Here is a 12,212-nt window from a genome sequence, read left to right on the forward strand (position 1 = left end):
AAACTAAATACTCGTTGTTTGTTTTTTTTTTTTGTTTTACGTGGTGTCTTTTGCCTTGGGGGGGCCCCCCGCCCCCGCGCCCCCCCCCTCCGCACATCCGGTCACGGACGGCCTGCCACCGCTCACTGGGCGGCCAGGCCCCCGTTGCGCTCGTTCGGCTCCAGGTCGAACTCGCCGTCCCGCGCGCCCAGCACGAACGCGCGCCACTCCGCCTCCGTGTACCGCAGCACCGTGTCCGGGTCGAGCGACGAGCGCATGGCCACGGCCCCCTCGGGCAGGTAGGCGATCTCGACCCGCTCCTCGTCCTGCTCGGTACCGGGCGCGCAGTGCCACTCGACGCCCGAGATGTCGAGCGCGTAGAGCTCGTCCCGTTCCCGCTCCTTGCGCGCCTTCATCTCCTCAGCCGTCTCGCTCATCCCGCAGCGACCCCTTCCCGACGTACGTAGGCTGTGACGGAAACACTACTGGCGGTCGTACGCCCTCGTAGGGGCTTGTGCGGCCCGGGTGTATTCCGGTTCAGAACCCTCCACCAGCACTGGTACTCTTGACGACGGCCGTTTGTGCACGTACCCCCGGAGTCCCCCGCGGACCCCGGAGACCGTGCCCGGCGGACCCCGCCTCCTGAGTCATGGAAGCTTCCCCGCGATGAAGACCGGGGGCGCTCGGGAGTCACTCACAGACCATGAGGAGTACGCGTGTCGCTCGACGCCGCCACGAAGAAGCAGATCATCTCCGAGTTCGGCACCAAGGAGGGTGACACCGGCTCTCCCGAGGTCCAGGTCGCCATGCTCTCGCGCCGGATCTCCGACCTGACGGAGCACCTCAAGACCCACAAGCACGACCACCACTCCCGTCGTGGTCTGCTCATCCTGGTCGGTCAGCGCCGTCGCCTCCTGCAGTACCTGGCGAAGAAGGACATCCAGCGCTTCCGTACGCTGGTCGACCGCCTGGGCATCCGCCGCGGTGCGGCGGGCGCCAAGTAACACGCGATGAAGGGAGCGGTTCCCGGTGCAGATCCGGGGCCGCTCCCTTTGCCGTACGTGCGGAAACGTGCGGAGTGTCACTCACGCTTTGTAGTGTGGTAGCACAACGCAATACGCACGACACGTAACGACGTACGACACACAACGACGTACGACCCAGAACGAGGAGAAGCGCACCCAAGCCGCCGCCGGTCCTCGGTAGTGGCCCCCGGGGGGAAGCGAGCCCCGGGTGCTTCGATCGAAGACCGGCCCGCACAGCACGGCGCGCTTCTCCGTCACCGTCCCCCTGCCACACGGGCAGTGCGGGACAAAAGACGACAAGTAACGGAGAAAACGCTAGTGGAGAACGAGACCCACTACGCCGAGGCCGTCATCGACAACGGCGCCTTCGGCACCCGCACCATCCGATTCGAGACCGGCCGCCTGGCCAAGCAGGCCGCCGGCTCCGCCGTGGCGTACCTGGACGACGACACCATGGTGCTGTCGGCCACCACCGCCTCCAAGAACCCCAAGGACCAGCTCGACTTCTTCCCCCTCACGGTGGACGTCGAGGAGCGGATGTACGCCGCCGGCAAGATCCCGGGTTCCTTCTTCCGCCGTGAGGGCCGGCCGAGCGAGGACGCGATCCTCACCTGCCGTCTGATCGACCGCCCGCTGCGCCCGTCCTTCAAGAAGGGCCTGCGCAACGAGATCCAGGTCGTCGCCACGATCATGGCGCTCAACCCCGACCACCTGTACGACGTCGTCGCGATCAACGCCGCGTCCGCGTCCACCCAGCTGGCCGGTCTGCCCTTCTCCGGCCCGATCGGCGGCGTCCGCGTCGCGCTGATCAACGGCCAGTGGGTCGCCTTCCCGACGCACACCGAGCTCGAGGACGCCGTCTTCGACATGGTGGTCGCCGGTCGCGCCCTGGAGGACGGCGACGTCGCGATCATGATGGTCGAGGCCGAGGCCACCGACAAGACCATCCAGCTGGTCAAGGGCGGCGCCGAGGCGCCCACCGAGGAGGTCGTCGCCGCCGGTCTGGAGGCCGCGAAGCCCTTCATCAAGGTCCTCTGCAAGGCGCAGGCCGACCTCGCCGCGAAGGCCGCCAAGCCGACCGGCGAGTTCCCGATCTTCCTCGACTACCAGGACGACGTCCTGGAGGCGCTGTCCGCCGCCGTCCGCCCGGAGCTGGCCTCCGCGCTGACCATCGCGGGCAAGCAGGAGCGCGAGGCCGAGCTGGACCGCGTCAAGGGTCTGGCCGCCGAGAAGCTGCTCCCGGAGTTCGAGGGCCGCGAGAAGGAGATCTCCGCCGCGTACCGCTCGCTCACCAAGCAGCTGGTCCGCGAGCGCGTGATCAAGGAGAAGAAGCGCATCGACGGCCGCGGTGTCACGGACATCCGTACGCTCGCCGCCGAGGTCGAGGCCATCCCGCGGGTGCACGGTTCCGCGGTGTTCGAGCGTGGCGAGACCCAGATCCTGGGCGTCACCACCCTCAACATGCTCCGGATGGAGCAGCAGCTGGACACCCTTTCCCCGGTGACCCGCAAGCGCTACATGCACAACTACAACTTCCCGCCGTACTCCACCGGCGAGACCGGCCGCGTCGGCTCCCCGAAGCGCCGCGAGATCGGCCACGGCGCCCTCGCCGAGCGCGCCCTCGTGCCGGTCCTGCCGACGCGCGAGGAGTTCCCCTACGCGATCCGCCAGGTCTCCGAGGCCCTGAGCTCCAACGGCTCGACGTCCATGGGCTCGGTCTGCGCCTCCACCATGTCGCTGCTGAACGCCGGTGTGCCGCTGAAGGCCCCCGTCGCCGGTATCGCCATGGGCCTGATCTCCCAGGACATCGACGGCGAGACGCACTACGTCACCCTCACCGACATCCTCGGTGCGGAGGACGCCTTCGGTGACATGGACTTCAAGGTCGCCGGCACCAAGGAGTTCGTGACCGCCCTCCAGCTCGACACCAAGCTGGACGGCATCCCGGCCTCCGTCCTGGCCGCCGCGCTGAAGCAGGCCCGGGACGCCCGCCTCCACATCCTCGACGTGATGATGGAAGCGATCGACAAGCCGGACGAGATGTCCCCGAACGCCCCGCGGATCATCACCGTCAAGATCCCCGTGGACAAGATCGGCGAGGTCATCGGCCCCAAGGGCAAGATGATCAACCAGATCCAGGAGGACACCGGCGCCGAGATCACCATCGAGGACGACGGCACCATCTACATCGGTGCCGCCGACGGCCCGTCCGCCGAGGCCGCCCGTACGACGATCAACGGCATCGCCAACCCGACGATGCCCGAGGTCGGCGAGCGCTACCTCGGTACGGTCGTGAAGACGACCACCTTCGGTGCGTTCGTCTCCCTGCTGCCCGGCAAGGACGGTCTGCTGCACATCTCGCAGATCCGCAAGCTGGCCGGCGGCAAGCGCGTGGAGAACGTCGAGGACGTCCTCGGTGTGGGCCAGAAGGTCCAGGTCGAGATCGCCGAGATCGACTCCCGCGGCAAACTCTCCCTCATCCCCGTGATCGAGGGCGAGGAAGGTTCCGACGAGGACGCGAAGGACGACACCGACAAGTGACGTCGAGCAGCTCCACGGCGACGGCCCGCACCTCTTCGGAGGCGCGGGCCGTCGCCCGTACCCAAACCCTGATCAAGGGCGAGAACGGCATCGGCACGGTCCGTAAGACGACCCTCCCCGGTGGCCTGCGCATCGTCACCGAGACCCTGCCCTCCGTGCGCTCCGCGACCTTCGGTATCTGGGCCCACGTCGGCTCCCGCGACGAGACCCCCGCCCTGAACGGCGCCACGCACTATCTGGAGCACCTGCTCTTCAAGGGCACCACGCGACGCTCCGCCCTGGACATCTCCTCCGCCATCGACGCGGTCGGCGGCGAGATGAACGCGTTCACGGCGAAGGAGTACACGTGCTACTACGCGCGCGTGCTCGACACCGACCTGCCGCTCGCCATAGACGTCGTCTGCGACATGCTCACGGGCTCCCTGATCCTCGAAGAGGACGTCAACGTCGAGCGCGGCGCGATCCTCGAAGAGATCGCCATGACCGAGGACGATCCGGGCGACTGCGTGCACGACCTGTTCGCGCACACCATGTTCGGCGACAACGCCCTCGGCCGCCCGGTCCTCGGCACGGTCGACACGGTCAACGCCCTCACCGCCGACCGCATCCGCCGCTTCTACAAGAAGCACTACGACCCCACCCACCTGGTGGTCGCGGCGGCCGGCAACATCGACCACAACAAGGTCGTACGACAGGTCCGCGCGGCCTTCGAGAAGGCCGGCGCCTTCAGGACCGCCGCGGCCGCCCCGATCGCCCCGCGCGACGGCAGCCGTACGATCCGCACCGCCGGCCGCGTCGAACTCCTCGGCCGCAAGACCGAGCAGGCCCACGTCGTCCTCGGCATGCCCGGCCTCGCCCGCACCGACGACCGCCGCTGGGCGCTCGGCGTGCTCAACACCGCCCTCGGCGGCGGCATGTCCTCCCGGCTCTTCCAGGAGGTCCGCGAGAAGCGCGGCCTGGCCTACAGCGTGTACTCGTACACGTCCGGCTTCGCCGACTGCGGCCTGTTCGGCGTCTACGCAGGCTGCCGTCCCTCGCAGGTCCACGACGTGCTGAAGATCTGCCGGGACGAACTCGACCAGGTCGCCGAGAACGGCCTGCCGGACGACGAGATCGGCCGTGCCATCGGCCAGCTCCAGGGCTCCACGGTCCTCGGCCTGGAGGACACCGGCGCGCTGATGAACCGTATCGGCAAGAGCGAGCTGTGCTGGGGCGAGCAGATGTCCGTGGACGACATGCTGGCCCGGATAGCCGCGGTGACCCCGGACGACGTCCGCTCCGTCGCCCGCGACATCCTGGGACAGCGCCCGTCGCTGTCGGTCATCGGCCCGCTCAAGGACAAGCAGGCCGCACGCCTGCACGACGCCGTCGCCTGACACACCACCGGTAAGGCCCCTCCCGTAAGGAACGAACGAAGATGAGCAAGCTGCGCGTGGCGGTCCTCGGCGCCAAGGGCCGGATCGGCGCCGAGGCGGTCAAGGCCGTCGAGGCCGCCGAGGACATGGAGCTGGTCGCCGCCCTCGGCCGGGGCGACAAGCTGGAGGCCCTGGCCGAGTCCGGCGCCCAGGTCGCCGTCGAACTCACCACCCCCGCCTCGGTGATGGGCAACCTCGACTTCTGCGTGCGCCACGGCATCCACGCCGTCGTCGGCACGACGGGCTGGACCGACGAGCGCCTCGCGCAGCTGAACGGCTGGCTCGCCCAGTCCCCGGAGACCGGCGTGCTCATCGCCCCGAACTTCTCCATCGGTGCCGTGCTCACCATGAAGTTCGCCCAGATCGCCGCGCCCTACTTCGAGTCGGTGGAGGTCATCGAGCTCCACCACCCGAACAAGGTGGACGCGCCGAGCGGCACGGCCACCCGCACCGCTCAGCTCATCGCCGAGGCCCGCCGCGCGGCCGGCACCGCCCCGGCCCCGGACGCCACGGTGACGGCCCTGGACGGCGCGCGCGGCGCGAACGTCGACGGCATCCCCGTCCACGCCGTGCGCCTGCGCGGTCTCCTGGCCCACCAGGAGGTCCTGCTCGGCGGCGAGGGCGAGACCCTCACCGTCCGCCACGACTCCCTCCACCACAGCAGCTTCATGCCGGGCATCCTGCTCGGCGCCCGCCGCGTGGTGACCACTCCGGGCCTGACCTTCGGCCTGGAGAACTTCCTGGACCTGGGCTGATACGAGACCTCCTGACATGCGCGCGAAGATCTCCTACGCCATCACGGCCGCCGTCCTCCTCTTCTACTTCATCCTGGTCGGCAGCCGGGGCGTGATGCTCATCCAGACCGGCACGGTCCTCACCGTCACCTTCGGGGTGGCGGTGCTGATCCTGCCGGTCATCGGCCTGTGGTTCCTGTGGAAGAACACCCAGTTCGTCCGCAGGGCCAACGCCCTCGCCGCCGAACTCGACGCCGAGGGCGGCCTGCCCGTGGACGAACTCAAGCGCACCCCCGGCGGCCGGATCGACCGGGACTCCGCCGACGAGGTCTTCGCCAAACGCAAGGCCGAGACCGAGGCCGCCCCCGACGACTGGCGGAGCTGGTTCCGCCTCGCGATCGCCTACCACGACGCCCGGGACACCCCGCGCGCCCGCAAGGCGATGCAACGCGCCATCGCCCTGCACGACGGCAAACCGATGGAGGCCTGAGCCGTACAGGCTGTACGAAGAAGGGGCTGATCCGCATACCGCGGACCGGCCCCTTCGCCATTCCAAGGAATCAGCCGCGCGCGTACTCCGCCGCCCACGCCTCCACCATGTCCGCCGCACGGTCGAAGGCCGACGCCCGGCCCACGAAGTCCATCCCGTGCGTGGTCAGCAGCGGCTCCGAGTCCTCCGGCGACCGGTCCGTGCGCACGAGCGTCAGCGCCTGTCCCTGCACCGTGCGCGGCAGCCCCATCCAGCGCACCGGCTGCTGAGCCGTACGCACCGCCACGACCCGCTTCCAGGGCACCGTACGCGTGTACAGCAGACCCACCTGACGCACTCCGCGCGCACTCACCCACACGCCCATGCGCAGTATCCGCAGCGCGGCGGCGATGATCAGCAGCGCGATGCCGAGGACCACCCCGGCGGGGACGAGCGAGCCGGTCAGGGCGAGCGCGACCGCCGCGAACAGCACGAACGAGGCGAGCAGCAGCCACAGGGCGGCCCCGCCCACCCGCCACGGCCCGGGCCGGTAGGGGCGCCGCCAGCGGTCCCGGTCGTCGTAGGGCAGCGCGGTGTCGGGTGCCGCGTCGAAGGTGCGGTCGGCCGTCAGGAAGGGCAGGGGCACGGCTGGTCCTCACTCAATCCATGCATGGGCTGTGCCCGGTGAGGCTATCCGGCCGTGTTCCCGCTCACCACTCACGGGGGTCCGGAAGAGTCAGCGCCCCTGAGAGGCCTGCGACTGCTGGGTCGCCGTGCCGGACGGCGTGGACAGCGCCGGCATGCCCAGGACCAGCGAGCCCGCGAGCCCGGCGACGATGGTCAGCCCGAGCAGCCAGCGCCCGGCTATCTGGCTCACGGACGACCGCTGCCGGGGCGGGGGAGCGACATTGCTGCGGAACCTGTCGGCTTCGGAGAGGAAGGCGAACGGGACCGGTTCGCGCCGACGGAACATGGGCGGTACTTCTCCTCTGGGGTCGAACGAGTGTCTGTCATCTACACAGACGGGCGAGTGACCCCAAAGGTGCCCGGTTTCACCGAATTCACAGAATTTCGCCGGCGTATGTCGTGCCCCGGTACCGAACGCCCCGTTGTCGGTGCCGGGCCGTAGAGTGGGCGCCGCCCGAGAGACGTGATGGAAGGACCCTCCGAGCCGTGACCGACACCCCCGCCGACGACCTCAAGCCCAGCTTCCGCAGCGAAGTCACCGTCGAGCTGGTCAAGCACAGCGCGGCCGACTCCGACGTGCTGTGGGCAGCCCGCGTCTCCACCGCCGGCGAGCAGTCCCTGGACGAGCTGAAGAAGGACCCGGAGCGTTCCAAGGGCCTGATCAACTACCTGATGCGGGACCGGCACGGCAGCCCCTTCGAGCACAACTCGATGACCTTCTTCATCAGCGCCCCGATCTTCGTCTTCCGCGAGTTCATGCGGCACCGCGTGGGCTGGTGCATCGCCGGGGACACCGAGATCACCCTGGAGAGCGAGGCCGGTCACCTGCGCCGGCACACCATCGCCGAGCTGTACAGGCTCTGGCACCTGGGCGTCGAGGACCGCCTGCCGCACTCGGCCGGCGGTGTCACCTGGCACAGCCGGGCGGGCAAATGGATGGCGCAGGTGCGGCGCGGCGACACCGACCACTACCTCGGCCTGTACGAGAACCGCGAGGCGGCCGAGTCCGCCGTCGCCGAGTTCCGGGAGCTGCACCCCAGCACCCGCATCCGCAAGCTCGAATCGGTGCGTCGCAACCACGTGCGCTGCTACGACGAGGAAACCCTGCTCGCCCAGCGGGCCAGGATCGTCGACGTGATCGAGTCGGGTGTCAAACCGCTCGTCAAGATCACGACCGCCTCGGGCAAGACACTCCGCTGCACGGTCGACCACGCACTGTTCACGCCCCAGGGCTGGTGCAAGGCGGGAGAGCTCGTCGTCGGGGACGCCGTGCTCGTCGCCGGCCCGGCGCCGGACCCGTCGCAGGCTCTGGTCCCGCCGAGCCTGCGCCGTGGCATCGGCGTATGGACCTCGATGCAGCGCGAGAGGCTCATCAAAGAGGTCGACAGCTGCCATCTGTGCGGCCAGGACTTCCCGCGGGAGCAGCTCGCCCTGGACCACGTCGTCCCCGTGGCCGGCGACCTGCTCCAGGCCCTGGACGAGAAGAACCTCGCTCCCGCCTGCGAGGCGTGCCACGCCGTCAAGAGCGCGGGGGAGCAGGCACTGGCCCAGCACGGCGGCAAGGTCGCCAAGGCGGTGCCGGACGAGATCGTCGCCGTCGAGGCGGCCGGCGAGGAGATGACGTACGACCTCTCCGTGGAAGGCCCCTGGCACAACTTCCTCGCGAACGGTTTCGTCGTCCACAACTCGTACAACGAGGAGTCGGGCCGCTACCGGGAACTCCAGCCGGTCTTCTACGTCCCCGGCGAGGACCGCAAGCTGGTACAGGAGGGCCGTCCGGGCAAGTACGAGTTCGTGCCGGGCACCGAAGCCCAGCAGGAGATCGTGGAACGCTCGATGCACGAGTCGTACATCCAGGCGTACGAGCACTACCAGGAGATGCTCGCCGCCGGTGTCGCCCGCGAGGTGGCCCGTGCGGTCCTTCCCGTCGGCCTCTTCTCCTCGATGTACGCCACCTGCAACGCCCGCTCGCTGATGCACTTCCTCGGTCTGCGCACCCAGCACGAGCTGGCCAAGGTGCCGTCATTCCCGCAGCGGGAGATCGAGATGGTCGGCGAGAAGATGGAGGCGGAGTGGGCCAGGCTCATGCCGCTCACCCACGCCGCGTTCAACGCCAACGGCCGTGTCGCGCCGTAGTACGGCCTGCCGGTCGCGCTTCTTGTCGTGCTCGGCACAGATGTACGGATCAGCCTCTTGAGGTGTCCGTATTGCGGCATTTAGCGAAGTTCATCTAGCCTGATCAAACGGACCCGGCACTGCTTGAACCCCCGAGCAGGCAGTGCCGGGCTCCGCATTTGTCCTGACTTTCCCCGTACCCCAAGGGCAGACCGCGCCGTGAGCACCGAGTAGCGTGTAACCCATGGCTCCGACCTCCACTCCGCAGACCCCCTTCGGGCGGGTCCTCACCGCCATGGTCACGCCCTTCACGGCGGACGGCGCACTCGACCTCGACGGCGCGCAGCGGCTTGCCACCCACCTGGTGGACGCAGGCAACGACGGCCTGATCATCAACGGGACCACCGGCGAGTCCCCCACCACCAGCGACACGGAGAAATCGGACCTCGTACGAGCCGTACTGGAGGCGGTCGGCGACCGCGCCCACGTGGTGGCCGGCGTCGGCACCAACGACACCCACCACAGCATCGAGCTGGCCCGCCAGGCCGAGCGCGACGGCGCCCACGGCCTGCTGGTCGTCACGCCGTACTACAACAAGCCCCCGCAGGAGGGCCTGTACCGGCACTTCACGGCCGTCGCCGACGCCACCGAGCTGCCCGTCATGACCTACGACATCCCCGGCCGCAGCGGCGTCCCCATCAGCACGGAGACGTTCGTCCGCCTGGCCGAGCACCCGAGGATCGTCGCCAACAAGGACGCCAAGGGCGATCTCGGCCGCGCGAGCTGGGCCATCGCCCAGTCCGGCCTCGCCTGGTACTCCGGCGACGACATGCTCAACCTCCCGCTGCTCTCCGTGGGCGCCGTCGGCTTCGTGTCCGTCGTCGGCCATGTGGTCACCCCGGACCTGAGGGCCCTCGTCGAGGCCTTCACCGCCGGTGACGTCCAGAAGGCGGCGGAGATCCACCAGAAGCTGCTCCCGGTCTACACCGGCATGTTCCGCACCCAGGGCGTCATGACGACCAAGGCCGCGCTCACCCTCCAGGGCCTGCCCGCCGGGCCCCTGCGCGCGCCCATGGTCGAATGTTCGGCCGAGGAGATTGCCCAGCTCAAGATCGATCTTGCCGCCGGCGGGGTACAGCTCTGACAACAGACTTTGCGCGGCTGTCCGCGCAGCAAGGCTTCACAACTGAATAAGCGGGACCACCGGTGTGCCCGCACCCCACAAAAACGACAACTGCTTATGCACGAACGTCACGCGCGCCACGTGCCCGACCGGTACGTGGCGTGCGTGGTGAGGAGAGTCTTTTGAGTCATCCGCATCCTGAACTCGGCGCGCCCCCGCAGCTCCCCGAAGGCGCCCTGCGCGTCACCCCGCTCGGCGGGCTCGGTGAGATCGGCCGAAACATGACCGTCTTCGAGTACGGCGGGCGCTTGCTCATCGTCGACTGCGGAGTGCTCTTCCCCGAGGAGGAGCAGCCCGGAATCGACCTGATCCTGCCGGACTTCTCGTCCATCCGGGACCGCCTCGACGACGTAGAGGGCATCGTCCTCACCCACGGTCACGAAGACCACATCGGCGGTGTCCCCTTCCTGCTCCGCGAGAAGCCGGACATCCCGCTCATCGGCTCCAAGCTGACCCTCGCCCTCATCGAGGCCAAGCTCCAGGAGCACCGCATCCGCCCCTACACCCTCGAGGTGGCCGAGGGGCACCGTGAGCGCATCGGCCCCTTCGACTGCGAGTTCATCGCCGTCAACCACTCCATCCCGGACGCCCTGGCGGTGGCGATCCGCACCCCCGCGGGCATGGCGGTCCACACCGGCGACTTCAAGATGGACCAGCTCCCGCTGGACAACCGTCTGACCGATCTACACGCGTTCGCACGGCTGAGCGAGGAAGGCATCGACCTCCTCCTCACCGACTCCACCAACGCCGAGGTCCCCGGTTTCACCCCGCACGAGCGGGACATCTCCAACGTCCTGCGCCAGGTCTTCGGCAGTGCCCGCAAGCGGATCATCGTGGCGAGCTTCGCCAGCCACGTCCACCGCATCCAGCAGATTCTGGACGCGGCCCACGAGTACGGCCGCCGGGTCGCCTTCGTCGGCCGTTCCATGGTCCGCAACATGGGCATCGCCAGGGACCTCGGCTATCTGAAGGTCCCGCCGGGCCTGGTCGTGGACGTCAAGACGCTCGACGACCTCCCGGACGACGAGGTGGTCCTGGTCTGCACGGGCTCCCAGGGCGAGCCGATGGCGGCCCTGTCCCGGATGGCCAACCGCGACCACCAGATCCGCATCGTCGAGGGCGACACGGTCATCCTGGCCTCGTCCCTCATCCCCGGGAACGAGAACGCGGTCTACCGCGTCATCAACGGCCTGACCCGCTGGGGCGCCAACGTCGTCCACAAGGGCAACGCCAAGGTGCACGTCTCCGGCCACGCCTCCGCCGGCGAGCTGCTGTACTTCTACAACATCTGCCGCCCGAAGAACCTGATGCCGGTGCACGGAGAGTGGCGTCACCTGCGGGCCAACGCGGAGCTGGGCGCCCTCACCGGTGTCCCGCACGACCGCATCGTCATCGCCGAGGACGGCGTCGTCGTCGACCTCGTCGCGGGCAAGGCGAAGATCTCCGGCAAGGTCCAGGCGGGGTACGTGTACGTCGACGGCCTCTCGGTCGGCGATGTCGGCGAGCCGGCGCTCAAGGACCGCAAGATCCTCGGAGACGAAGGCATCATCTCGGTCTTCGTGGTCGTCGACTCCTCCACCGGCAAGATCACGGGCGGACCCCATGTCCAGGCCCGCGGCTCCGGCATCGACGACTCGGCGTTCGCGGACGTCCTCCCGAAGATCGCGGAGGTGTTGGAACGCTCGGCCCAGGACGGCGTGGTGGAACCCCACCAGCTGCAGCAACTCGTCCGGCGCACCCTGGGCAAGTGGGTCTCGGACACGTATCGCCGCAGGCCGATGATCCTCCCGGTCGTCGTGGAGGTCTGACCCCGCGTACGCGCGAACCCGGAGCGGGGCTCCTCGATTTGCATCGAGGAGCCCCGCTCCAGTACGTTTACGGCTCCGCCCGACCGGGAACCCCAGTGCTTCATGGACTGGATCCGGTCACCCCGGACCGGGTGGAAATTCCGACTCAGAACTTCTGATAAAGTCGGAACCGCCGGAAAGGGAAACGCGAGAGCGGGAACCTGGAAAGCACCGAGGAAATCGGATCGGAAAAAGATCTGATAGAGTCGGAAACGCA

The 12,212-nt window shown here is 68.7% G+C and carries 10 protein-coding genes and 3 pseudogenes; 10 read left to right on the plus strand and 3 right to left on the minus strand.

Features of this window, described 5'->3' with window-relative positions; translation table 11 throughout:
• Positions 1 to 122 precede the first annotated feature (122 nt).
• On the minus strand, positions 123 to 416 hold the full coding sequence (locus tag AB0D85_RS51795) for a DUF397 domain-containing protein (protein WP_123973668.1): 294 nt from the start codon (positions 414 to 416) through the stop codon (positions 123 to 125).
• Positions 417 to 695: 279 nt separating this feature from the next.
• Between AB0D85_RS51795 and rpsO the strand changes: the two genes are divergently transcribed.
• From rpsO to AB0D85_RS51820, 5 genes are all read left to right on the plus strand, one after another.
• On the plus strand, positions 696 to 983 hold the full coding sequence (gene rpsO, locus AB0D85_RS51800) for a 30S ribosomal protein S15 (RefSeq protein ID WP_033529274.1): 288 nt from the start codon (positions 696 to 698) through the stop codon (positions 981 to 983).
• Positions 984 to 1,322: 339 nt separating this feature from the next.
• Positions 1,323 to 3,545, plus strand: a complete 2,223-nt coding sequence (locus tag AB0D85_RS51805) for a polyribonucleotide nucleotidyltransferase (RefSeq protein ID WP_362338575.1) — start codon at positions 1,323 to 1,325, stop codon at positions 3,543 to 3,545.
• Positions 3,542 to 4,921 (plus strand): pitrilysin family protein, encoded by a 1,380-nt coding sequence (locus AB0D85_RS51810; protein ID WP_362338578.1) that lies wholly within the window; start codon positions 3,542 to 3,544, stop codon positions 4,919 to 4,921. Before AB0D85_RS51805 ends, AB0D85_RS51810 begins: the two co-directional genes overlap by 4 nt.
• Positions 4,922 to 4,962: 41 nt before the next feature.
• Entirely contained in the window at positions 4,963 to 5,715 is a 753-nt protein-coding gene (gene dapB, locus AB0D85_RS51815) for a 4-hydroxy-tetrahydrodipicolinate reductase (RefSeq protein ID WP_362338581.1), read from the plus strand.
• 16 nt (positions 5,716 to 5,731) lie between these two features.
• A complete protein-coding gene (locus AB0D85_RS51820; RefSeq protein WP_362338584.1) occupies positions 5,732 to 6,184 on the plus strand; it encodes a hypothetical protein in 453 nt (150 codons plus the stop codon).
• Positions 6,185 to 6,254: 70 nt separating this feature from the next.
• Here AB0D85_RS51820 and AB0D85_RS51825 read toward each other — a convergent pair whose 3' ends face one another.
• On the minus strand, positions 6,255 to 6,809 hold the full coding sequence (locus AB0D85_RS51825) for a hypothetical protein (RefSeq protein ID WP_362338587.1): 555 nt from the start codon (positions 6,807 to 6,809) through the stop codon (positions 6,255 to 6,257).
• A gap of 90 nt (positions 6,810 to 6,899) precedes the next feature.
• The gene (locus tag AB0D85_RS51830) at positions 6,900 to 7,136 is read right to left on the minus strand and encodes a hypothetical protein (RefSeq protein ID WP_362338590.1); all 237 of its coding nucleotides are present in this window, start codon (positions 7,134 to 7,136) and stop codon (positions 6,900 to 6,902) included.
• A gap of 200 nt (positions 7,137 to 7,336) precedes the next feature.
• Between AB0D85_RS51830 and AB0D85_RS51835 the strand changes: the two are divergent.
• The 5 genes and pseudogenes from AB0D85_RS51835 to AB0D85_RS51855 all read left to right on the plus strand — a co-directional run.
• Positions 7,337 to 7,627: pseudogene (locus AB0D85_RS51835) on the plus strand (FAD-dependent thymidylate synthase); the annotation flags it as partial.
• A gap of 159 nt (positions 7,628 to 7,786) precedes the next feature.
• Positions 7,787 to 8,533 (plus strand): annotated as a pseudogene (locus AB0D85_RS51840) (HNH endonuclease); the annotation flags it as partial.
• 3 nt (positions 8,534 to 8,536) lie between these two features.
• Positions 8,537 to 8,986, plus strand: a pseudogene (gene thyX / locus AB0D85_RS51845) (FAD-dependent thymidylate synthase); the annotation flags it as partial.
• Positions 8,987 to 9,209: 223 nt separating this feature from the next.
• Positions 9,210 to 10,109, plus strand: coding sequence for a 4-hydroxy-tetrahydrodipicolinate synthase (gene dapA, locus AB0D85_RS51850; RefSeq protein ID WP_362338593.1), 900 nt, complete (start codon positions 9,210 to 9,212; stop codon positions 10,107 to 10,109).
• 161 nt (positions 10,110 to 10,270) lie between these two features.
• The gene (locus tag AB0D85_RS51855; protein ID WP_362338596.1) at positions 10,271 to 11,956 is read left to right on the plus strand and encodes a ribonuclease J; all 1,686 of its coding nucleotides are present in this window, start codon (positions 10,271 to 10,273) and stop codon (positions 11,954 to 11,956) included.
• Positions 11,957 to 12,212 lie beyond the last annotated feature (256 nt).

It is taken from the genome of Streptomyces sp. NPDC048277, assembly GCF_040652235.1.
Lineage (GTDB): Bacteria > Actinomycetota > Actinomycetes > Streptomycetales > Streptomycetaceae > Streptomyces.